At 36.6% G+C, this 22,168-nt stretch carries 22 protein-coding genes; 12 read left to right on the top strand and 10 right to left on the bottom strand.

Features of this window, described 5'->3' with window-relative positions:
- Nucleotides 1–45 precede the first annotated feature (45 nt).
- Complete coding sequence (locus C9J41_RS07775) at nt 46–2,871, bottom strand: FAD-binding and (Fe-S)-binding domain-containing protein (RefSeq protein ID WP_107259854.1); 2,826 nt, start codon at nt 2,869–2,871, stop codon at nt 46–48.
- A 122-nt stretch (nt 2,872–2,993) separates the two neighbouring features.
- Between C9J41_RS07775 and C9J41_RS07770 the strand changes: the two genes are divergently transcribed.
- A complete protein-coding gene (locus C9J41_RS07770; RefSeq protein WP_107259856.1) occupies nt 2,994–3,899 on the top strand; it encodes a LysR family transcriptional regulator in 906 nt (301 codons plus the stop codon).
- Nucleotides 3,900–3,905: 6 nt separating this feature from the next.
- Here the strand turns inward: C9J41_RS07770 and C9J41_RS07765 are convergent, their stop codons facing one another.
- Entirely contained in the window at nt 3,906–4,388 is a 483-nt protein-coding gene (locus C9J41_RS07765; RefSeq protein ID WP_107207041.1) for a GreA/GreB family elongation factor, read from the bottom strand.
- Between the two features lie 284 nt (nt 4,389–4,672).
- Between C9J41_RS07765 and C9J41_RS07760 the strand changes: the two genes are divergently transcribed.
- Nucleotides 4,673–5,083, top strand: a complete 411-nt coding sequence (locus tag C9J41_RS07760; protein WP_107259859.1) for a hypothetical protein — start codon at nt 4,673–4,675, stop codon at nt 5,081–5,083.
- A gap of 84 nt (nt 5,084–5,167) precedes the next feature.
- On the opposite strand, the gene C9J41_RS07755 is transcribed toward C9J41_RS07760, so the two are convergent.
- Complete coding sequence (locus C9J41_RS07755; protein WP_107207043.1) at nt 5,168–5,743, bottom strand: porin family protein; 576 nt, start codon at nt 5,741–5,743, stop codon at nt 5,168–5,170.
- Nucleotides 5,744–6,186: 443 nt separating this feature from the next.
- Here C9J41_RS07755 and C9J41_RS07750 point away from each other — a divergent pair, with 443 nt between their 5' ends.
- The 6 genes from C9J41_RS07750 to C9J41_RS07725 all read left to right on the top strand — a co-directional run bounded on the left by C9J41_RS07750 (nt 6,187) and on the right by C9J41_RS07725 (nt 11,743).
- A complete protein-coding gene (locus C9J41_RS07750) occupies nt 6,187–6,804 on the top strand; it encodes a hypothetical protein (protein ID WP_107207044.1) in 618 nt (205 codons plus the stop codon).
- Nucleotides 6,805–7,781: 977 nt separating this feature from the next.
- Nucleotides 7,782–8,297, top strand: a complete 516-nt coding sequence (locus C9J41_RS07745) for an SRPBCC family protein (protein WP_107207045.1) — start codon at nt 7,782–7,784, stop codon at nt 8,295–8,297.
- Nucleotides 8,298–8,472: 175 nt separating this feature from the next.
- The gene (locus C9J41_RS07740) at nt 8,473–9,006 is read left to right on the top strand and encodes a GNAT family N-acetyltransferase (RefSeq protein WP_107207046.1); all 534 of its coding nucleotides are present in this window, start codon (nt 8,473–8,475) and stop codon (nt 9,004–9,006) included.
- Between the two features lie 82 nt (nt 9,007–9,088).
- On the top strand, nt 9,089–10,282 hold the full coding sequence (gene lhgO / locus C9J41_RS07735) for an L-2-hydroxyglutarate oxidase (protein WP_107294432.1): 1,194 nt from the start codon (nt 9,089–9,091) through the stop codon (nt 10,280–10,282).
- A gap of 57 nt (nt 10,283–10,339) precedes the next feature.
- Nucleotides 10,340–10,645 (top strand): DUF1289 domain-containing protein, encoded by a 306-nt coding sequence (locus C9J41_RS07730; protein ID WP_107207048.1) that lies wholly within the window; start codon nt 10,340–10,342, stop codon nt 10,643–10,645.
- 63 nt (nt 10,646–10,708) lie between these two features.
- Nucleotides 10,709–11,743 (top strand): DUF2157 domain-containing protein, encoded by a 1,035-nt coding sequence (locus C9J41_RS07725; RefSeq protein ID WP_107287355.1) that lies wholly within the window; start codon nt 10,709–10,711, stop codon nt 11,741–11,743.
- 82 nt (nt 11,744–11,825) lie between these two features.
- On the opposite strand, the gene C9J41_RS07720 is transcribed toward C9J41_RS07725, so the two are convergent.
- Together C9J41_RS07720 and C9J41_RS07715 are read right to left on the bottom strand one after the other, a co-directional pair.
- Nucleotides 11,826–13,586, bottom strand: a complete 1,761-nt coding sequence (locus tag C9J41_RS07720) for a lysophospholipid acyltransferase family protein (RefSeq protein WP_107207050.1) — start codon at nt 13,584–13,586, stop codon at nt 11,826–11,828.
- Between the two features lie 178 nt (nt 13,587–13,764).
- Nucleotides 13,765–14,100: a hypothetical protein gene (locus C9J41_RS07715; RefSeq protein ID WP_005364081.1), complete on the bottom strand. Its 336-nt coding sequence runs from the start codon at nt 14,098–14,100 to the stop codon at nt 13,765–13,767.
- Nucleotides 14,101–14,601: 501 nt separating this feature from the next.
- On the opposite strand from C9J41_RS07715, the gene C9J41_RS07710 reads away from it, so the two are divergent.
- Entirely contained in the window at nt 14,602–15,090 is a 489-nt protein-coding gene (locus C9J41_RS07710) for a CreA family protein (RefSeq protein ID WP_045152230.1), read from the top strand.
- 71 nt (nt 15,091–15,161) lie between these two features.
- Here the strand turns inward: C9J41_RS07710 and C9J41_RS07705 are convergent, their stop codons facing one another.
- From C9J41_RS07705 to C9J41_RS07695, 3 genes are all read right to left on the bottom strand, one after another.
- Nucleotides 15,162–15,440, bottom strand: coding sequence for a molybdenum cofactor biosynthesis protein (locus C9J41_RS07705; protein ID WP_107207051.1), 279 nt, complete (start codon nt 15,438–15,440; stop codon nt 15,162–15,164).
- Nucleotides 15,441–15,904: 464 nt separating this feature from the next.
- A complete protein-coding gene (gene mog, locus C9J41_RS07700) occupies nt 15,905–16,438 on the bottom strand; it encodes a molybdopterin adenylyltransferase (protein ID WP_107259863.1) in 534 nt (177 codons plus the stop codon).
- 147 nt (nt 16,439–16,585) lie between these two features.
- The gene (locus C9J41_RS07695; RefSeq protein ID WP_107294431.1) at nt 16,586–17,038 is read right to left on the bottom strand and encodes an isoprenylcysteine carboxylmethyltransferase family protein; all 453 of its coding nucleotides are present in this window, start codon (nt 17,036–17,038) and stop codon (nt 16,586–16,588) included.
- Between the two features lie 130 nt (nt 17,039–17,168).
- On the opposite strand from C9J41_RS07695, the gene C9J41_RS07690 reads away from it, so the two are divergent.
- Complete coding sequence (locus tag C9J41_RS07690) at nt 17,169–17,690, top strand: M48 family metallopeptidase (protein ID WP_107207053.1); 522 nt, start codon at nt 17,169–17,171, stop codon at nt 17,688–17,690.
- Between the two features lie 86 nt (nt 17,691–17,776).
- Nucleotides 17,777–18,127 carry a hypothetical protein gene (locus tag C9J41_RS07685; RefSeq protein WP_005364069.1) on the top strand — a complete coding sequence of 117 codons (351 nt, stop codon included), beginning with the start codon at nt 17,777–17,779 and terminating at the stop codon, nt 18,125–18,127.
- Between the two features lie 58 nt (nt 18,128–18,185).
- Here the strand turns inward: C9J41_RS07685 and C9J41_RS21910 are convergent, their stop codons facing one another.
- On the bottom strand, nt 18,186–18,323 hold the full coding sequence (locus C9J41_RS21910; protein WP_199194433.1) for a hypothetical protein: 138 nt from the start codon (nt 18,321–18,323) through the stop codon (nt 18,186–18,188).
- Between the two features lie 203 nt (nt 18,324–18,526).
- Complete coding sequence (locus C9J41_RS07680) at nt 18,527–21,313, bottom strand: pitrilysin family protein (protein ID WP_158259673.1); 2,787 nt, start codon at nt 21,311–21,313, stop codon at nt 18,527–18,529.
- Nucleotides 21,314–21,694: 381 nt separating this feature from the next.
- Here C9J41_RS07680 and C9J41_RS07675 point away from each other — a divergent pair, with 381 nt between their 5' ends.
- Complete coding sequence (locus tag C9J41_RS07675) at nt 21,695–22,117, top strand: DUF3010 family protein (RefSeq protein WP_006644285.1); 423 nt, start codon at nt 21,695–21,697, stop codon at nt 22,115–22,117.
- Nucleotides 22,118–22,168 lie beyond the last annotated feature (51 nt).

The following is a 22,168-nucleotide window of genomic DNA, read 5'->3' as shown; positions in this document are numbered from 1 at the left end:
ACGCTGATACTTTCATATCAGCGTTTTCATTTAAAAATTGATCACTTACATACTGACTTTATCAACTAAATAGAGAATTGAGCGATACTCTATCCCGCTATGTTCAGATAGCCCTAACTCACAAGTACGACTATTTGAATAACCTTCAGTACAGTCTACAGGTACTTGACGTTTTAAAGGCGCTAGTGAACTTGCGTTAAGTTCTGGTTTGGTAAAACCTTTATCGCCAGCAAAACCGCAACAGGTAATGTCATCTGGAATAATCACTGTCTTCGCACAAGCTTTCGTGACTTTTTCCATCACCCCAGCTAACCCTTTACGACGTGAAGTACAGGTAATGTGTAACATCACAGGCTCTTCTTGCTGTGTTATGGTTAATTTTGGCAACACATAATTTGCGACAAATTCAAAAGGCTCGTAGATTTTAATTTCACTGCGTAGTGTTTCTTTTCCTGTACTTGCACAAGGGCTGGTATCCATTAATACAGGATAGGTTCCTTGGCTAGATGCTTCCCATAACGCATTTTCTAATTGCTGTGCTTTTTTCGCTGCCGTTTCAGGAAAACCTTTACTGGTATATGGCATACCACAACATTGATTGTTTAAATCCTTCGGAATAACAACTTCATAGCCCGCTTTTTCAAGCAGAGAGATCGTCACATCGACTAATGGTCGAGGATCTTTTGCATTCGCTTCAGTGCCCATTGTACGTGCAGAACAACTCGGGAAATAAACGATCTTTTCTCGACCCACTTTTTTAACTTTCAACATTTCAGTGGATTTTACCGCGACAGGCATATGTGAAGACCACATCGGAATACGATGACCCGATAAGTCATAAGCCGCCTTCGTCAACTTACGCATTTTATTAGTGCCAAGTACCTTATGCATACCATTTGCGACAGTTAAACCAGTTTTAGCTACTGACGTAACGGTTGAAAAATGATCCGCAGTCCAGTTCGCAATTTGTTTTGCTTTATCTGTATGGTTTTGACGTAATTTACGAACAAGATCGCCGGTATTGATCCCAACAGGGCAACGATCGGCACATAATCCTGTTGCGGCACAGGTATCTAGGCCGTAGTAACGATAGGTTTTTTCCATCTGAGCAAGACGGCTAGGATCTTCGTTAGTTTTTCTTAAGCGAGAGATTTCACGAAATACTGTATTACGTTGGCGTGGTGTTAACGATAAATTACGAGAAGGACAAACAGGCTCACAGAAACCACATTCAACACACTTATCAATCAACTCATCTGCTTCAGGCATCCCTTTTAAGTTTTTGATATGTGATTCTTTGTCTTCATTGATGATCACACCAGGGTTTAAAATGCCGCGTTTATCAAAAATGCGTTTAATATTTTGCATTAATTGATAGCCATCAGCGCCCCACTCAAGCTCGATAAACGGCGCCATATTACGCCCAGTACCATGCTCTGCTTTTAATGACCCTTTATAATCAACGGCCACTAACTGAGCCACTGCATCCATAAAATCACTATAACGTGTTATTTCTACTTGGCTATCAAATGACTGAGTGAATACAAAGTGTAGATTTCCCGCCAATGCGTGACCAAAAATGATCGCTTCATGGTAATTGAACTGAGTAAATAACTCCTGTAGTTCACGTACAGCAGGGGCTAATTGTTCAATCGGAAAGGCTACATCTTCAATGATAACTGTGGTTCCAGTCTCTCGCACAGCCCCCACTGATGGGAATAGCTCTTTACGGATCCCCCATAACTGCTCACAGGTTTTGGTATCACGACTAAAATCAACCTGAGCAATCGGCGAGAAACCATTAATAATAGCTAGCAACTGTTCAATTTGTTGCTGTAATGCAGCCTCATTCTCAGCATGAATCTCTATCAATAATGCCGCGGCTTCAGTATCACCTTTTTCACCAAGCTCTGCGATAAAACCTGGCATTCCTGGCTTGTCGGCAACAGAAGCTAAAGAACGGCTATCCATTAATTCAACCGCAGCGACTGAAGTTTTACTCAACTCACTTACTGCAAGGCAAGTGATCTCAATATCACTGAAAACAAACAACCCAGATGCTTTGTGTGCATGATTCACAACTGTGTTGTAAGTTACGTCAGCAATAAAACCTAATGTGCCTTCTGAACCAATGAAAAGGTGTTGCAAAACGTCAATTGGATCATCAAAGTCAATCAGTGAATTAAGACTATAACCTGTGGTGTTTTTTAAACGGTACTTATGACGGATCTTAGCTGCCAGTTCGCTATCTTCCTGACACTGGGTGACGAGTGTCATCAACTCATCAATCATTTCTGCATGACTGAGTTTAAAAGCTTCAACACTGGCACTATCTAATGTATTTAGCACTGTACCGTCAGCTAAAACAACCGTCATCCCAGCAACTGTGCGGTAACTATTCTCTGAAGTGCCACAACACATACCTGACGCATTGTTAGCAACAATACCACCAATTTTACAGGTATTGATTGAGCCAGGATCTGGGCCAATTTTACGGCCAAATGGCGCTAAATACGCATTGACTTCAGCACCAATGATTCCCGGCTGGAGCCAAATCTGTTCACCATCATTTAATATCTCATAATCACGCCAATTTCGAGTCAGCGTGATTAACACAGAATCGGACTGAGCTTGACCAGATAAGCTAGTACCAGCAGCTCTAAATGTCACCGGAATTTGGCGCTCGTAGCACGTTTTAACGGCAAAAATCACCTCTTGCAAACTATCCAGTTGAAGGACAACTTGAGGTGTTAAACGGTAAAAGCTAGCATCGGTACCATAGGCCAGTGCGAGTGTTGGATCGGTGATAATGCGACTTTTATCTATTTGTTGTTCTAATAGCGCAATCAGTTCAAGGTAGGGCTGCTGCATCATGGCTCCATGTATATATACGAGTTAATTGTTTTATTTCTTATAGGTATATTCTACTTTACTCTGTATGGTTGATAAATATTGACTAATTCACATGTTTGTTGAAAAAAGTACACTAATAAATGAAGACGACGAATAATCTACTCCTTTTTTATCACCTAATTGATAAAGGCTCCTTTAGCAAAGCAGCCGAACACATTGGCTTAACAAAATCGGTGGTAAGCAAACGTATCACAGCACTTGAACAAGCGTTAGGCGTTCAGCTTATTTATCGGACTACACGCAAGTTGACACTGACAGAAGCTGGTGATGTTTTTTATCATCATGCGAGAGAAGTCTACAATGCGGTTCAAAATGCAGAAGATGCAATGAGTGGTTTGGGAGAAAGCTTAACAGGTAAAATCCGTATTACTGTCCCTACCATTTCGGGCGAACTTATTTTACCCGAAGCAATTGCAGCATTTAGCCGTCAATATCCTGATATTCATATTGAAATGGAACTCGACAATCGCTTTGTTGATTTAGTACAGGAAGGATTTGATATTGCGATAAGAACAGGCGCAATGCCAGATTCAAGCTTTATTGCCCGTCAATTGGTTCAAGCTCGCTGGGTGATATGTGCATCCCCCAGCTATATCAAGCAATATGGCATACCAACACAGCCTTATGATTTAGAAAAACATAACTGTCTGGGTTATAGCTTCCAAGAAACAGGGGCGAACGAATGGCTAATTGAAGATACATTAGGTATTCATACCGTTAAAGTAAAAGGCAACTTTACCACTAATAACGCTTCTGCTTTACGTGGCGCGGCATTACACGGACAAGGCTTAGTCTACATTCCCAAAGTATTAGTCGCTGAAGATCTTAAAAAAGGTCGCTTGATTGAAGTTCTCACTGATTATGTTGCGAAATCATTAGGCATTTATGCGGTATATCCGTATACCAAACAGCAACCAATGAAAGTGAAACTCTTCATTGAGCATATTTATCAGTATTATCAAAAATACCGAGATACCTTTAAATAAAATGATTTAATTGATCGCCATAACTTCATACCAAGTGACATTATCACCAATATGAACATCGACTTCTTCACCGATCTCACGACCAATCAATGCATCACCAAATGGCGAAGTTGGTGTCACTATCGTGACAGAATACTGATCAAACGTTACGACTAGTCCACCAGAGCTGGGGCCCAGAAAAACAAAACGCACGTTATCATCTTCATCAGCTAACGTTACAATATGCCCAAGTAGTACAGTATCAAAGGCTTTAGGTAAGTTAGCTTGTAATACTTGATAAGCTGCTATATCAGCTTTGCACTCTTCTACTCTTTGTGCCTGACCATGCGCTAAATAAGACGCTTCAAGCGCCAATGTGTCATATTGATTTTCGGCAACATTTTCATCATCAGTCGCCGTATTATAGGCACGTAAAGCCGCTTCAGTCGCCGCTTCTAATATTTGTTGTAGCCTAATTTGTACCTGATTTAATAACTTTTGCTTATTCACTATTACTGCCTATGATCTCAAACGCGCCATATCATAATACGACTTTGTCTGAATTCATATTTTCGTCATTGTGTATCTTCCTAAAAAGCGACTTATCTAGAACAAGATCCCCCTAAAAGAGCATTTAACGATCAATTAAAAGTAACATTGACAGATATAATGACTAAAGATGTCGCTTAATCTTTGGCGAAAAATCACTAGCAATTGTCGTGTACTATCAAAACAAAATAAAACAGTCTGTTAAAGTAACCACAGCTTTAATAAAACAACAAAAGGTACACTCAATGACAGAATCAAGAGCTCCTGACTGGGATAATATAAAAACTTACGAGAAGTTATATCAGGAAATATTAGTCAACCCTGATACATCAAAGTTTCATCATTATTTTACGGAAGATTGCTATATCAATATTAACGATAAAGAATATGATGCTGATGCTTTTAAGCAACGTATGGTCTGGTTGAAAAAGAATGCAAAGGTTAAAGTTGAAGTAGTTAACTTTTTTACCTCAAAAGACGGCACTAAGATAACAGACACGCATTTATCTCACTCCATAGATGCAGAAGGAATCAAGAGAACTTTTCGTGTTATGCAACAATCCGAACTTGAAAATGGCAGGATAAAAAGATTTATCGACAATACATTTATGCTTAGTGGTAATGATTCAGATTATAGTATTACAACAAATAAATAATTTTATTGCTTACCTTTTAGCTTCTACATCGCATAGCACCCCACTTTATGTGAGGTGCTACGTTTTTATAAATAATTAAATTTATTAGAATTTATAATCAACACTCCAAACAATTTGCTCTGTTCCTTTTAAACGAACACCATCTGTTTTGTAATTTTGATCAAGATAACGGTATGTAAGATCTGATGAAATATTATCCGTTAGTTGAACCATTGCACCTAGTTGTCCACCCCATACAAAATCAGTAGAGCTATCTTTACCACTCGCTTCTGATGTCTTAGCTGTTAATTTATTATGAGCAGCACCCATTGACGCACCAGCAAAAAGGTTAATATTAGAAGTGACTGGTACTAGGTAATCATAAGAAACTAAAAATAAATCTTGTTTATGCTTAGCCTTGATAGTTTCTTCTCCAGATTCAGCGATATTGAATTTATCTTTCTTATAACCGTAAGTTGCCATTAAGCGGTGATGGTTATCGACAATTACACCACCACGGATTTGATAGCTAGCATCTTCACTATGCATTTTAGCTGCATCTTTAAAGTTATCTAATTGATAACCCACACCACCACCCATAAATGTTTCCACATTTGTTGCCATCGCTGGCGCTGATACGATACCTGCTAAAACGACCGTAGATAAAATAGACTTTTTCATGATTTTATTCCTAACTTATTGTTATTAGTGAAAGTCATTAATCTAAAGGGAAGATTAATTGGCTTTCAAAATACCTGTGTCTTTTCGTTAGCAACAAAACTAAAGCATCTCTCCTGTACGAAAACTTAACAAATAAAACACTATTTTATTAACTAAATGCAACCTGAATAGAGCTGAATTTAAGCGTCTAAAAAGCACTTCAAGTGTAAGTATTTATTTCAAACACATGATAATTCATTTAGAAAATAGAAATCGATTTCTGGTTCATTACTATGCTTTTTATTTTTCGCGTAGACTGTCAGCTAATGACTTTTTAGAATGAATGCTTTGTTTATGTTGAGCTTGGTTCCAAAACAGTCTTTCGCTATTTACTCTAATAACAAAATTTCATTACTAATAAGGTAATAATTAAAGTTAACCACTTTAAACACGATAGCAATAATATGGACATCACTCGTGAACAACCAAACTCAAGCATGACGAATAACGAAATCATGAAAAAACAATTAAAAACAAGATTGACGCTGCATACGTTCGCCACTTTCTTATTGCTAGCTAGCTCTGCGCCGCTATATGCTTATGCTCTTTCACCTATTCACTTACTGAACTATGTCGATTCATATGGCAATGTCTCATTAAGAAATAGTAGAGATATACAACTACCCGATCCTCTTGTGATCACTGGTAACTTGAATCTTGAAAAAAGCAAGATTTCACAACTTCCACGTAGCCTGACTGTAAATGGTAATCTTAATCTTGCTTATACTGAAGTTGAGTACCTCCCCGTGGTATTTAACGTCGATGGATTCGTTAACCTTGCTCATTCAAAAATTAAAGCACTTAACTATGGTATGAGAGTAAAGGGAGATCTCAGTTTAATGGGAACGGAGATCCAAACGCTTCCAGATAACCTTTATGTCAAAGGGGATCTTTACTTAAACAACAGCAAAATAACTAAACTTCCTAATCAAATCATCGTTGATGGCGATATCCACATTAAGGGCACTCAAATAACAAGCATTCCAGATAATGCAAAAATAAAAGGTCGTATTATCAATTAACAAGCCATTGGATTATTTTGCATTTAAAAATAGCAATCGTTTGCCTTTTAATTTAAATGCCTATCTAAATATAGTTAAATGCGAATTTTAAATATAAGAAAGCCAGAAATATTCATTTATTTCTGGCCACTGATACTCAATAAGTATTTAAATTTACATTACTAAGATTTTGAACATTTAACGGGGGATTTGCTAAATGTATAAGACTTTCTGAATCACCTAAAAGAAAGCCTTTCTGTCAGCATTGATTATGCTTTTTCAACTTTAGTAGTTTGATTTTTATAGTAAAACCACTGTCTACGGTTACGTGTTTTCATTTAAAACCTCTCATTAATCTTATATGAGTAAGGTTGATATCACTAAAATTAATACCGTTCTTACTCTTTACTTATCTGTTCTACTTAAACAACTTGATGTGACATAAACATGACATCACAATAGTTTTTTTGTGAACATCTTTTTTTATTAATATATCTTAGGCAGCAAACTATCAGAAAAGTTCACAGTAGATTATTAAAATGATTTTTATAGATATGGGTTCGATAGGAAGTATTGAAATGCAACCATAGCTAAATATTATCAGCTACGTTTTCTTACTTTAAAAAACCTCGAACAATTTATATCGACAATTTAATATATGTATCTTTTGCTCATTTGACAACCACTAAAATAGATTTTTTTTGTGATTCAACTCTTTATTTTATTATACAAGTGATCATACCCTATTAACGATAATCTTAACCTATTGCAAAATAAGTATATTTTTATAACTATCGGCAATCTATACCAACGTCCTACCCTCTCAAAAATTTAATCAAAACAGCCAATTTTCACTTTTTATTATTAATATCATCACCAATTCATTCCTTTTAATACCATCATAAAAAAGAAAAAATCCCTTTAAAGCTTTCGCTTTGGCTTCCAACAACCAATTGTAAATGGTATGTTAGATGTAATTAAGTGCTATGGAGACGATAATGACGATTCATACCGTTACTTTAGAGGTAACCGCTAATGTACCTAAAACCGTCCTCTTTGCATTACTTTCTGATCACGCTAAATTAGGGCGTTTTTTTAATGCTCAGTACTCGTTGATTCGCTCAGGAAAACCAGAGATTAATGGGATCGGTGCTATACGCGAAGTCATTCAAGGGCCATTTACATATCAAGAGCAAATCATTGATTTTAAAGAAAATGAACACATTCACTATCAAATAATTCAAGGCGCTCCAGTGAATGAACATGGCGGGTGGATAAAGTTTAAAAGTATCAATGCAACCCAAAGTAAAATTCATTATCGCATTACTTTTTCCCCTAAAATTAAAGGCACTGGCTGGTTAATTAAGTTTCAAATACAAAACTTCTTAAAACAAGCACTAGCAAACGTGATTAAACACAGTGAAGATATGTGGAAATCCACAACGACAGCGAAACCTTATTCACGTAATACCACTTCAATAAAAGACATTCCAACCAAAGCCCGCATTAAATAATGCGCAACAGCAAATCGCGATCAACTCTACATTTTTGATTTTCTCTTCCCATAAACATGCCTCTTGTTGCGCGATCTTTGATTGAATCGAGGACGTACATATCAAAATACGTTTTAATAGCTCAACAATATGCCTTTAATTGCATTAATAACTACGTTGAGAGGTCGTTAAGACTATGTACCAATCACAACCACTACTAACAACTGACAGATTAATTCTTCGTCCACTACAATTATCAGATGCGACAAAAATTCAACATTTAGCAGGCAACATCGATATTGCAAATAGTACTATCAATGTTCCTCATCCTTACTCTGACGGTATGGCGGGTAAATGGATTGGTAAGCATTTAGGTGGTTGGCTCACCCAGAACTCAGCAATCTTTGCGATAACATTAAAAGCAAATCACCAACTGGTTGGCTGTGCTGGACTTGAAAATATACAAAACGGGAGTGGTCAATTGGGTTATTGGATTGGTGTACCTTACTGGGGCAATGGATATTGTACTGAAGCGGTTGAACGTCTTAAAGAGTTTGGTTTTAACCGATTACATCTCAAACATATTTATGGTCGCCACAGTAAAAGCATCACAGATCCTGCAAAGGTCATGCTAAAAGTGGGTATGTGCCCTGTTGATAAACTTTCTATTGCTTCTATAGACAATATAAATGATGACATTTCACTGTATGAGATCACAACCTCAGCATGATACCGACTGAATAACGACTCCGTATAGTAAATAGCCTTATGATAACTCTCATCACGCATCGCCATACCAATGGGAGGTTTTAGTGTTAGATTGTGACTTTCTAGTTATTGGGGCTGGAATAATTGGATTAAGTACAGCATGGGAGCTGCAACAACGTTTTCCCCAAAAAAAGATATGGGTTATCGAAAAAGAAGCTCATGAAGCTTTCCATCAAACAGGCCACAATAGTGGTGTCATACATGCTGGTATTTATTACCCTCCAGGCAGCTTAAAAAGTGATTTTTGTCTTCGTGGTAATCAAGCTATTAAAGCCTTTTGTAATGAATTTGATATTCCTTTCGAACAATGCGGAAAATTAGTCGTTGCCACAAACACTTCCGAGCAACAACGATTACAACAACTAGCAATACGAGCTGCTCATCTTGATATTGATATCACCCTTCTTGATCAGCATGCACTGAAACAACAAGAGCCTAACATTACAGGCATTAGTGCTATTTTTGTCCCAGATTCTGCCATCGTTAATTATCGATTGATTTGTCAAAAACTTGTTGAGTTGATCCGACATCACAACGGTCATGTTATTTTTAACCAAACCGTTGAAGCAATAGAAGAAAAGACTGATAGCGTTGCTGTTAAATGTAAAACGAAAACATTTGTCGCGGGTAAATTAATTGCGTGTGCTGGACTACAATCCGATAGAATTGTTTCTATGCTCGGTACTCAACCCTCATTTTCTATTGTTCCTTTTAGAGGAGATTACTATCAACTCCCAAACAAGCACAACGATCAAATAAACCATTTAATCTATCCTGTCCCAGATCCTACCTTGCCTTTTCTAGGGATCCACTTAACTAAAATGATCGATGGCAGCATTACTGTTGGACCCAATGCCGTCCTCAATTTTGCGCGTGAAGCTTATGATTCACCAATGTTTAATCTTAAAGATAGTTTGGACTTACTTAGCTTTAAAGGCTTATACCCTCTGCTATACAAACACTTATCATCAGCATTGGCAGAGTTTACTCAAGCAGTATGGAAGCCTTCTTATTTAGCTAAAGTACAGAGCTATTACCCTCAATTAACAACCTCTGATTTACAACCGTATCCATGTGGGATACGAGCCCAAGCGGTGAATAAACAAGGCCAACTGATTGATGATTTTATGTTTCATCAAACAACATTAAGCCTTGTCGTATGTAACGCGCCTTCACCAGCGGCTACGTCATGCTTTCCTATCGCTCAGTATATTGTTGATAAGCTACGCTATGAGTGAGTGATGTTTTTGATATACTCGCCAACATCAAAAATTATCGTAAAAAGGGATCTTGTAGTGAAAAGCCCATGTGTTGCCAAGTGTAAAAATAGTGATGGTATCTGTAGTGGTTGCTTACGCACCATGAAAGAAGTTATCGAATGGCAAAACTTTGATGATGCCAAGCGAGAATCAGTTATGGCTGAAATAAAGGGGCAGCCTGATACTCATTTTTGCCCTGAATGCCATGAGCCCGCACATTGCGATATTAGTGCGGGAAAGACAACGTGTTGGTGTTTCGAATTAGATAAACGCGATACTGCAGATTGTCCTTCAGGACGCTGCTTATGTCGTCAGTGCTTATCAAAGCAACCTCTCGCTTAATAATAAATGGCGTTCTAACTTATATAGATCGCTTTGCACGCCTTTTGTTACTAGGACAGTGAAATGACACTTAAGCTTAATAAAAGAAAAGCACAAATCCTTGATGAAGCTATTGCGCACTGGGAACAAGAAAAACTTGTAACTATGGAACAAAGTGAGCAATTACGACAAAGTTATCAAGTCGCAAATTTTGACTGGAAACTGCTTGCTGTTTATTCATTCTGGATAGCTATTGCTTGTTTTATCCTCTCCGTCATTTTATTAGTTGCTGATAACTATTTAATGTCGTTATTGGCCAAATTGATTAATACTCCTGCCAGTGTTTTAACTATTTTTACCGCGTTTTTATCCGCCGCTTTATACTATCTAGGTGTTAGAAGACGTACTAAGTTCCCTGAAAAAAGCATTAGTAATGAAGCCATTTTCTTTTTTGGTGTTTTACTCACAGCTGTTTCTGTCGGTTTTTTAAGTAAAACAACACTCGCTGAACATTGGCGAGAAAGTCTATTTATTGCTATTCCTGCCAGCATCTATTGTGGGTTAGGTATCAAGTTAAGATCGGTTTTAATTTGGTTATTTTTCTTACTAAGCGCAGGGCTTTATTTACTCTCAGAAACGTCCTATTTAAGTGATAGCCATTACCTCTTTTTAGGAATGAATATTCCGCTACAATTTACTTGTTTTGGCGCTATCATTATCTTAATTAGTCTGTTTTTTCCAAAAATAAAAATAGTAAAACCACTAACGGAAGCAACACGTTTTGCTGGACTGTTCTATTTTTTCACTTTTTTATGGCTACTGACTATATTCGGTAACTATGACAGTTTTCATGAGTGGTCACAGATAAAACAAGTGGAATTATGGGCATGGAGCCTTTTAGCTTTGGTTTGTTGTACTATCGCAATTGTTATTGGCATAAAAACTAATGATGTTATGACGCGTGCATTTGGTATTACTTTTATGTTAGTTGTGCTGTATACCGAATATTTCACGTATTTTTGGGGCGAGATCCATAAAGCACTTTTCTTTGCGATACTTGCTCTTAGCTTTTGGTTTATCGGAACACGAGCTGAAAAGTTATGGCAACCTTATCAGTAAATAAAACACATTCTTCCATACCATGAAAATGGGATAGCTTAATAGTAAAGCTATCCCATTATGAAAGTCATCGATTCAATCTCTATCGATGATAGGCTATGTACTGTTTGGCCTTTTTAAGTCCCATATACTTAGCCAGCGTCTTTTCTGCTACCTGACGTAAATCAACCACAACTAAACCATCTAACGCATCATTAAAAGCAGGATCAACATTAAAGCAAAGTAGCTTGCCATTTAAGCTTAGATATTGCCTTAATAAGACAGGAACACCTTTCTTATCGTTATCTAATCGACTCACAACTTTTGAGAGCAGTTGAATATCAGTAAGCGCGGCCAATATATCGGGATGATGATAACAACGATCCCCTTTCGGCAAAGGATAACTCGGCTTTACCAACGTTGCTACCTGCTGATCGTAATAGTGCACCTCTAGACTAGCCGCTAATAATTGGCGAGCCTCTAAACTATAGTCATTACTTATACTCACAGGACCAAATAAGTGCGTATATTGCGGATGACGATAGACAAATTCGCATATTCCCTTCCACAGTAACAATAGTGGGCTAAGGCTACGCTGATAAGGCTGAGCAACAAAAGAACGTCCTAATTCTAATGAATTACCTAACTGTTTCACTAACGCCTGATCATAATTAAACAAGGTTCTTGAGTATAACCCTTCAATCCCTTGCTGCTGTATGATTTGATCAGATGCTCCTAAACGATATGCACCAACCAACTGCTGCTGCTCTTTATCCCATACGAATAAATGATAATAAAAGTCATCAAACCGATCTAAGTCCAATGCTTTTCCAGTGCCTTCCCCGACAGCCCTAAAATTAACTTCTCGCACTCTACCAATTTCTTTTAATAAATGTGGCGCGTCTGCAGCTGTGGTGCAATAAACATCAAAGCGAGAATTTTCAATAAGCTTCTGATCATGTGGCAAATGTGCAATTTCTGCTGCTAGTAATTGAGCTGGGATAGGAGGATGGATCGTAGCCATTTCAGGGTTCGATACTGGTTCTTGCTTTGTTGACTGAGATAAATAGCTTGAACCTAAAAGATATGTATTGAGCCGTAAGTAATTAACTAATTGATAGTCATCATTAATATTTTTCACTTCCGAATAATGTATAGCTTCACCGATCGCTAGCCCTATACATTGTTGGCGTTTATTTAGCATCTCTCGCCCAAGCATTGCTGTACGTAATAAAGGATGAATTTTCCCTGCTAAATAAAACTTTTTACTGTTTTCACCACTAATAAAAATCGGCACTACAACTGCTTTATGACGGCGAATAAAGCGACTGACCGAGCGATTCCAACTTTTATCGACTAACCTTTTTTTTTGATCTTTAGTCGATACTTCTCCTGCTGGGAATACCAGCAATAAGCCCCCCGCAGCAAGGTGATGATGTGCTTCTCTTACTGCTTTTGCATTCGCTTTTACTGTGGATTGACTTTCAAAAACATCAACGCCAATGAACAGAGAATCTAATTCAGGCACTGTTTTTAAATATTGATTAGCCAAAATTTTTATATCTGCACGAACTGAAAGCAGAAGCTCAGCAAGAATAATGCCTTCCACACCGCCAAGAGGATGATTGGCAACAATCAAGGTTGAGCCTTGCTGTGGGATCGTTTGTACCGAGCCTTGTTGGAGTTGATAATCAATCCCTAACGATTCTAACGCATAGCGCACAAAAGTTGTTCTATCTGAATCAACGGGGCGTTTTAAATAATACTGATTAAGCTGCTTTAGTCCTGTCACCCATTCAGCCACGTTCTCAGCAATACCTAGTGGCGTTTTTCTTGGAAGTAAAAAAGGCGTGTCCGTTTCCATACTTTCACCGCAAATCACCGAATTTGGTGTCAGTATAAAAAGGATAAATGACGAAGGGGTTTCAATCTATTGCCGTTTTAATGACAAAAATAAAGCCACTGTTTAAAGTGGCTTTATATCGGTAAATTATTTATAAACGCTATCTGTAACAAAGTCGATACTCAAAAAAATAGATATATTATCTTACTGCTTGCATTTCAAGATTATAAAGACGGATCTCATGTAATACACGTTCTGTCAGAATTTCATTCATGTTGTCACGAACTGACGCTTGCATTTCCGATATAGCAGGAAATACGTTCTCATGCATTTCATCTAAACATTCCTTTGATACCTTCATTTTTAAATCAAACTCAAAAGATGCTAGAGCCAAAAACTTCTCCATTCGCTCTAAAACGACATCAATCATGTATTGATCAGCATTTAAATCAAGCAGTTCCTGCTCAACAATGGTTTCTAAAGGTGTCCGTTCTCTCGGTTGTTCTTTTACTGGAAAAGTAAGAATATTCGACATAATATCCTCCCATAGACAGTAACTGTGAAGTCCCTAACAAATTTCCCTGTAACAATACCGTTACATTTATCCTATGTGTATTTATTCATTCTGAAAAGCACAATTTTGAAAAAACGTTATAAGTATAACATTTTTTAAATCTAACATGCCCTATCCTAACTCTATAAAACCTTTAATAAACATACAGATAAACAAATAAAAATAAATTTAAACTTTTCTTATTTTTTTTTCGTACAACTATCAACGATGACCAATATTGTTCGATTTTCATGCATTTCCTCTAACAAAACATTTTTGATTTGGAGCCTTGTAGCGCCACTTATCCGAGTTACTCAAGCCGTATCTCGGTTTTTTTTGTCCTAAAAATAGCAAAACCTTAATATGTGGTTTAAATATCAAACGTTTAGTGAAAATAAGACATTTTTCACGTATAAAGCTATATATTCGATCTACCGTAAATAAAAACAAATCGATTACGGCGAATAGACTAAGGAGAGAGTAATGAAAAAAGCCATAATGGTGGCAGGATTGGTAGCATCAGCGCTATTAACAAGTGGTTGTTCAGATAATGAAGTTGGCGATGTATCACTAGGGGTATTTACCACCAAAGATATTAAATTAAATACTTTAGTTGACCCATTAGTGCCCGGTGTTACCTGTCATATAGCAAGTATTGAGGCAGATTTAAGCCTTGCAGATCCATCCGATTCATCGATTTCATGTCGTCAAACAGGTGAAATTACACCTGATATGATTGCAAAAATAGACAAATCGAAATCGGGTGAAGTGGTATTTAAAAAGTCGAAAAGTATTTTCTTTAAAACAATGAAAATTCGTCGTATTTATGATCCTGCTTCTGAAACATTGATGTATTTATCATACTCAACAAAAGAAACATCAGGCAGTTACAAGCATAGCTTATCAACTGTGCCTCTTTGGGGAACGAAAGCTTACGTACCCAAAGACGTAACACCACAATCTGCGCAGTAATATCGGTTTATACACCGCAACCATGTACTTTTAACATACATGGTTGCGGTATCCTGATAAGAAAAAGTAATTTAAAACTTGTTAAATCGACCTTTAACCATGATCGAGCCGATCAATGCCATGACAAGGCCCGTTAATAACACCACAAAGTTTTTATGACGCTCAGCGGCTAAAACTTTTTCTGCATAATTTGCATTAGGCAAATCAGTACTGCTCGCATGAATATATGCACCCATTTCCATTAGTACGTGCTCTTGTCCGACCATACCACTTAAAGAAATACTTGCCCATAATAGCGATACAACGCCAATTGAAATTGAAATAAAACCCCAGCTTTGTTTAACATCCATATTCTAGCCTGCTTTAAAAACCATAAAACATACTGTTTATTTATATAATGGATAAATACACAGTATGTGTAATAAATATCAGAGATGTTCCTCTTTGGTCGCATAGAATATTATAATAGCAATTGAAAAACAAATGATTAATATAAAGTCAAATACTGTTCAAAAAGGCACCAAATATAAGTTTAAGTATATATTTAAAAAACAAAAATAACTAACTACATGTTTTTAAATGATTTTATTTTTTACGTGTTTTTTTTGAATTTCAGTTTTGAAAATATGAATAAATAATTTTGGAATTCATATTTATATTATGCTTAATTTCGTGAGAAAGTACCAATTTCATTTACAAAAAAATAACAAGAAAAGATATGAAACTCATAATGCTGTGTATATATACACTGCCTTTTTACTCTGGCTAAATAAAAAAGTAACCATAAGGTTACTTTTTTATTTATAGCGCTATATTACTTCTGTTTTGGTCTAAAAGGCTTTATCACCGCATCATCACATTCTAAGAATGGACCATCCATTAAATCAATACAGTATGGAATTGCAGGAAAAACAGCATCTAAGCATTCGCGAATCGATTTAGGCTTACCTGGTAAATTAACAATTAAGCTATCGCCACGTAAACCCGCAGTTTGGCGAGACAATATCGCAGTGGGTACAAACTTAAGTGATTCAGCACGCATCAATTCACCAAAACCTGGCATCATACGATCGCAAACCGCTTCAGTCGCTTCAGGTGTCACGTCACGCTTAGCAGGGCCAGTGCCGCCCGTCGTAACAATAAGGCTGCAATTTTCTTCGTCTGCCATTGTAATAAGTGTTGCTTCAATCACATCTTGCTCATCAGGGATCACCTTATAAACAGGCTCCCACTCTGAGGTTAAATAATCATTTAGCGTATCGATAATCGCTTGGCCTGAAATGTCTTCATAAATGCCAGCACTTGCGCGATCACTTACCGTAACAATACCAATTTTCGCTTTGCTCATTCGTTTTCCCTCAGTTTTCTTTTGTCTCTTTATTACTTAATCTTTTAAGTAATAAACTCACGTGCTCGCAAGTGTAAAGAAAATGACGTCGAGGTAAACCGTTATTTTCCTTACACTCTCTATTATCAATTAATATCGTCTGACGTATTAACACCAACGACGAACATTTCTGCAATATTGCAAATATTCTTCACCAAACATAGCGAGTAATACCTCTTCTTCTGGCTCTATTTGAAAATTGTTCATCACCCATATAAAAACAGGTACGATCACAAAGCAACTCAGCGCGGAAAAATAAAAAGCAGCAGCTAATAGGAAAAAGACTAACCCTATATACATTGGATTACGCGTAAAGCGATAAATACCGGTCGTCACCAACCGTGATGTTTTCTGTGGATGGCGGGGATCAATTGTTGTATTGGCCTTTGCAAACGCAATTATCGCTGTAAATCCTGGAATAGCGCCAATAAAACACAACACCGAAACCAGAAAACTCTTACCACTAAAGTCAATGGTTAGAATCGGATAAAAGCGAGAAAGTAAGTACATGGCTAACACGGATAATAACAATAATATTGGAGGAGGGACACGCAACGACATACAGAGAGCCTTCTAAAACAGATAAAGATATCACTTTGATATTATAGATATAATTACATCCAGTAGATATTTTATTTGCCTCAAATGCGATCAACTTATAGCATGACCGTTTTATCTATTTTGTCACGTTATGCAGCCACTAAAATATCTACAGGGTTACCCAACTCATCTTACTGAGCAAGTACAACAGCTTATCGATAATGATACGCTCAAGACACTGCTCTTAAAGCGCTACCCGACGCCACATAACATCAAAACAGAAAAAGCACTGTATGATTATGTCGTTGAACTTAAAAATGCCTATCTAAAAAAATCAGCACCGATCAGTAAAGTGGCTTATGATAATAAGATCAACGTTATTAATCATGCACTAGGCCTACATACCTTCATCTCGCGTGTTCATGGAAGTAAGCTAAAAGCCAAGCATGAAATCCGTATTGCTTCCGTCTTTAAGTCTGCACCACTTGAATTCCTACGTATGATTGTGGTTCATGAATTGGCACACTTGCGAGAGAAAGAACACAATAAAGCGTTCTACGCATTATGTTGCCATATGGAACCTCGCTATCACCAATTGGAGTTCGATATGCGTATGTACCTGACCCAACTCGAACTATTAGGCCCAATTTATTCTCAACCGAAAAACGATTAAGGCCAGTACTCCTCTTTCTATGGAAAAATTAGGTCGTCGATTTAATTACGATTACAATAACGTAAAACGTCACAGAGATATTAAGCATGCAACAAGAAGAATTTGAGATTTTGGTAAAAGAATTGGCAGCACTCGATAGCGTTTCAGCGATCCTAAATGCCTTAAAAGACAACGATGAGCCTGAAATTGCAGAAACAGCAGCAGCAATGATTGGTCACTTTAGTCTTGCTGAAATCGACGGGCAACAGCGTATTTACCACGTTTTCACTCAAGAAAACGATCAAGGCGAAGAAGAAGAGTTTGCCGAGTGGGTAATGAATGCTAATGATGAGCTGATGCGCTTCATTGCATGGTTCTTCTACACGACCTTTGAAATTAACGATAAAGAAACGTATCAAGCTGCAGGTCGTTCGTACACACCTGCAAAACGTAGCTAATACGAAAGAATTTACACCGCCAATAACGTTCTTTTATTGGCGGTTTCTAGCTACACACTTATTCTTTTTCATCTTGAACACGAGGCACCCAGTTACATAACGTAAGCATTTTGATTATGGCATCATATTCTTCGTTATTTTCAGTATCATTAAGACGTTGAAGGTAAAATTGCGACATCACATTCGTTATAGTCATAACGACTCTCCTCTCTAGAAACTGTACTCAGTTTGCTAAAAAGAACCGTAACTAAAAACAGAACAAATGCGATTTTCCCCTTCCCTATTTCACCATTATCGATGCAATTACACTGACTAAAACGTCATGAATATAGAAATATGGAACAGTTTTCTAGTTTTATTATCCTTATTTAATTTAAAAAGCTTTATCACTGAAAAACGCTAAGGTAAAACAGTTAAAGTGACCTGCCCCGCATTTTTTAAATAGTGGTTAATCAATGAGTCAATATAAGCCTTATCAATTTCATCAACCACAGTTTGTGGCTCTAGAACTGCACCGATAGGAAAGCCATTGATAAAATCTCGATGAACAAACCAAGCCCGATCTTTCGGCAACTTATCATTATCAAGCATCGCTAAAACTAAAGCTTTTTTATGCTCATCCAACTCAAATTGCGGTACTCCTGTTTTATAAAGATCAGCTAATGCATACTCCACCGCCTCAATACCTTTTTTTGCATCTTTTTTATCAGTTACCACGTTTATCTGACATCGTGCATAATTACTTCCAGGTGTTGCAGAGCCACACCAAGCGTTAGGTGAATAGGTCAGCGAGAGTTCTTCTCTAACATAGGTAAGCATTTTTCTTTGTAAGATTCGAGAGATAAGATCCGATGCATATATATCTTTAATATTCGGTTCTGTTGCCTCAAAAATAAAATTAAACACTAAATCTGCACGATCTAATTTATTAATCCCCCTTTTTAAACTCACTTTCTTATTTAAAACGGGTTGTTTTTTCGTTGTATATTGATGCTTTTTGCCTTCTGGTAAGCTACCTATATATTTTTCTATTAAGGCTTTCGCTTTTAACGGTTCAAAATCACCAATTACAGTGAGTTTATACCCATTCGCATGACCAAATAACCACTTATATACAGTTTTGACTTTGTCTTTATCAAGATCATATAACTGTTTAAGTGATAACTTACCTTCATAAGGATTATGTGAAAACAAGTCACCTTTCGTGACCGACTCAAAGTTAGGATCATTATTTCTGGTCCATTGAATCATAGATTGCTTAACATGATGAAACACAGTGTCATCAATTTCTCCGTTTAACATAGCAGCATAAATACTCGACATCGCAAAATCTAAATTGTCTGCCACCGTTTCTATCGTGAAGCCTTGTGTAGTATTGCTAATATAAGGAATTAGCTGAGTATTATTGAGTTGAAACAACTGTGTCGTTTGCTGATTCGTCATACCTGACAAACCACTGTTAAAATATATATCGGTTAACGCAACAGCAGCAGCTCTATATTTAGGATCAAGTATTGTAATACCACCTGGCGCTGAAAATTCTAAATACACTTTTCCATCAGCACTGGCATCAGGCTGTAATAAAACCGCGACGCCATTGTCTAAATGTAATTCTTGCATATTATATTTAGGATGATCACTACTTTTAACAATTTTACCTAAGGAAGGTAAATTGACGATTAATGCTTTACTCTCTGTGACCAAACTACCATTAGGTAGACTCTGCTTAGTCAAAAGAATCTGCTGAATATCAGCAATAATCTTATCTGTATCTGGAGCCCCTGCCCCTTTTGTATAAAACGCGCTAAATTGTGGGTTAACTAATACTTCATACGTAAAATTATTAATTTCATCTAAACGTATTTCAGCTAAAAATTTTTTCGCTAAAGTGTTATCTAACGATGGAGAAACATTCACTTTATTATGTATTAATGAATCTAACGCTCTGTTTATAATATCAACTGATTTCTGATTTTTATAATCAACATTTGATTTTATTATCTGTGCTGATAATAAATTTTTTTGTAGCTCAAACTCTTCATTGGTGAAACCATATTGATGTAATCTAGCCACTTCACTTGCTAAAAATTTTATTGCTCCGCTTCTATTCTTATAAAAATTATCATGACCAACACCTAATGAGTAAACCCACTTATTACCGGCATCATTCGGTGTCCCAAGATAAGAATATGCATATTTATAAGGTGTTTTTAACAACTCATTACTTCGCGTTAAACGATGATTAATCAATTGATTCAAAAAGTTAACTAATCTATTATGATAATCATCTTGATACGTTTTATATTGATAATCTGACAAATTAAATACAAGCGATGACGTTTCTTCTTTTATCTGTGAGCTAAAAACGGTAAAAGGCGTTTGCTTAAAGGTTGGTAAATGCGGTGGTTGTTTCAACTCTAATTGACGATACCCTTTAAAATCAGAGAACTGTTCTTTTATAAATTTAACTGTGGTCTTCTCTTTTACATTTCCTACAATTAAAAGCTCCATATTAGTAGGGTGATACCAACTATCATAGTAAGCCTTAAGACCTTTATGTGTAGCTTTCTTTATACTATTAACTGTACCTGTTATTTTCTGATATTGATATTTAGTTCCCTCACCAAAATTCTCCATATAAGCAATATAAGGATTATCAATTAAATTAGCACGAGAATAAATTTCACCTTGGACAACACCAATCTCTTTCGCTATTTCATCTTGTTCCAAATTTATTTGATAACTAATATCAGCTAAATATTGTAAAACTTTTTTTAATAATTGCTCATTACCCTCAGGAATGCTTAGTTGATAGACGGTATTTTCAAAACTTGTAAAAGCATTTAGATCACGGCCAAACTCTAATCCAGCTTGCTCAAAAAGCCTGATAATTTCGTTTTTAGGAAAATGTTTTGTGCCATTAAATGCCATATGCTCAAGCAAATGAGCATAACCTTTTTGCTGATCCGTTTCTTGTACAGAGCCCGCTTTAACGCGAAGATATAACTGTATTCGATCGCTTTGCTCATCAACTGGCAATATGTGATATGTAAAACCTGTAACAAGCTTTCCAGTGATCCAAGACGGATCTTGAGGTAATAATAAATGATCACTATCAGCTCTTGCGTTAACCGAAACAACCATGGTTAACAATAATAGCCCTAAATGCATGATTCGTTGTTTCATACAACGCACTAAAACATTGATAGCTAAATCTAGCTTTGCTGTATCAGAGCCATTCTTTCTACAAAAAAAAACCGATATTACCCTTAAAAAGTTAAGAAACATTGTCACTACTACCACGCAAAATACTTAGTAGTAATTATTCATATTACTTTTTAACAATCTTAAAATGATTTGATTTTTACGATGTAGTTCATCATAAAATAATGCAACGCTATACCATTACGAAAAAATGCGTTTACATATCTTATTCATCTTACCCCCCTCTTTCGTTGCCCTTTTACCAAGACTCACTCAAAGAACGATAAAAATGTAATAGGTACTAACAGCAAATCACTTTTTCGCCTACAATAAGCGCCAAAATATTCAGATTCAGGTGTTAACATGAAAATTTGTGCTGTTGAGCTACGTAGTAACGAAGCGGTTATTTGCCTTCTTTCACTTCAAAATGGCATGTTCGATATTCCACAATGTCGTACACAAAAGTTCATCATGGAAGATTCTCTAGATAACCAACAAATGCGTGATTTCCAATTCGCATTTAAAAAACTACTGGATGATTACCAAGTAGATAAAGTTGTAATCCGTAACCGTGAAACGCGTGGTAAGTTTGCAGGTAGCGCAGTAGGCTTTAAATTAGAATCGGCTATCCAGCTTATTCCAGATGTTGATGTTAACTTCATGACCAATGCTGACATAAAGCAAAAGCTAAAGCGTAATCCAATGGCGGTTGATTTCCGTGATACCGGTTTACGTCAATTCCAAGAAGCAGCATTTACAACAGGCTACGCATTTCTTAGCCGTTAATACATTAACTAACATAATGTAATCAATATCTTAAAGGCGCTTTGCTTAATG

It is taken from the genome of Photobacterium sp. GB-50 (assembly GCF_003026755.1).
Taxonomy (GTDB): Bacteria; Pseudomonadota; Gammaproteobacteria; order Enterobacterales; family Vibrionaceae; genus Photobacterium.
The sequence above is the reverse complement of the archived record's forward strand: the minus strand, read 5'-3'. Positions and strand labels throughout refer to the sequence as shown.

What these genes read in the sequence shown, in the direction of transcription:
- C9J41_RS07745 (WP_107207045.1), top strand. Translation starts at nt 7,782, where the DNA reads ATGACGATTCATACCGTTACTTTAGAGGTAACCGCTAATGTACCTAAA.
- mog (WP_107259863.1), bottom strand. Translation starts at nt 16,438, where the DNA reads ATGAGCAAAGCGAAAATTGGTATTGTTACGGTAAGTGATCGCGCAAGT.
- C9J41_RS07755 (WP_107207043.1), bottom strand. Translation starts at nt 5,743, where the DNA reads ATGAAAAAGTCTATTTTATCTACGGTCGTTTTAGCAGGTATCGTATCA.
- C9J41_RS07725 (WP_107287355.1), top strand. Translation starts at nt 10,709, where the DNA reads ATGACACTTAAGCTTAATAAAAGAAAAGCACAAATCCTTGATGAAGCT.
- C9J41_RS07750 (WP_107207044.1), top strand. Translation starts at nt 6,187, where the DNA reads ATGGACATCACTCGTGAACAACCAAACTCAAGCATGACGAATAACGAA.
- C9J41_RS07705 (WP_107207051.1), bottom strand. Translation starts at nt 15,440, where the DNA reads ATGGATGTTAAACAAAGCTGGGGTTTTATTTCAATTTCAATTGGCGTT.
- C9J41_RS07760 (WP_107259859.1), top strand. Translation starts at nt 4,673, where the DNA reads ATGACAGAATCAAGAGCTCCTGACTGGGATAATATAAAAACTTACGAG.
- C9J41_RS07720 (WP_107207050.1), bottom strand. Translation starts at nt 13,586, where the DNA reads ATGGAAACGGACACGCCTTTTTTACTTCCAAGAAAAACGCCACTAGGT.
- C9J41_RS07695 (WP_107294431.1), bottom strand. Translation starts at nt 17,038, where the DNA reads ATGTCGTTGCGTGTCCCTCCTCCAATATTATTGTTATTATCCGTGTTA.
- C9J41_RS07715 (WP_005364081.1), bottom strand. Translation starts at nt 14,100, where the DNA reads ATGTCGAATATTCTTACTTTTCCAGTAAAAGAACAACCGAGAGAACGG.
- C9J41_RS07690 (WP_107207053.1), top strand. Translation starts at nt 17,169, where the DNA reads ATGCAGCCACTAAAATATCTACAGGGTTACCCAACTCATCTTACTGAG.
- C9J41_RS07710 (WP_045152230.1), top strand. Translation starts at nt 14,602, where the DNA reads ATGAAAAAAGCCATAATGGTGGCAGGATTGGTAGCATCAGCGCTATTA.
- C9J41_RS07675 (WP_006644285.1), top strand. Translation starts at nt 21,695, where the DNA reads ATGAAAATTTGTGCTGTTGAGCTACGTAGTAACGAAGCGGTTATTTGC.
- C9J41_RS07685 (WP_005364069.1), top strand. Translation starts at nt 17,777, where the DNA reads ATGCAACAAGAAGAATTTGAGATTTTGGTAAAAGAATTGGCAGCACTC.
- C9J41_RS07775 (WP_107259854.1), bottom strand. Translation starts at nt 2,871, where the DNA reads ATGCAGCAGCCCTACCTTGAACTGATTGCGCTATTAGAACAACAAATA.
- C9J41_RS07770 (WP_107259856.1), top strand. Translation starts at nt 2,994, where the DNA reads ATGAAGACGACGAATAATCTACTCCTTTTTTATCACCTAATTGATAAA.
- C9J41_RS07680 (WP_158259673.1), bottom strand. Translation starts at nt 21,313, where the DNA reads ATGAAACAACGAATCATGCATTTAGGGCTATTATTGTTAACCATGGTT.
- C9J41_RS07740 (WP_107207046.1), top strand. Translation starts at nt 8,473, where the DNA reads ATGTACCAATCACAACCACTACTAACAACTGACAGATTAATTCTTCGT.
- C9J41_RS21910 (WP_199194433.1), bottom strand. Translation starts at nt 18,323, where the DNA reads ATGACTATAACGAATGTGATGTCGCAATTTTACCTTCAACGTCTTAAT.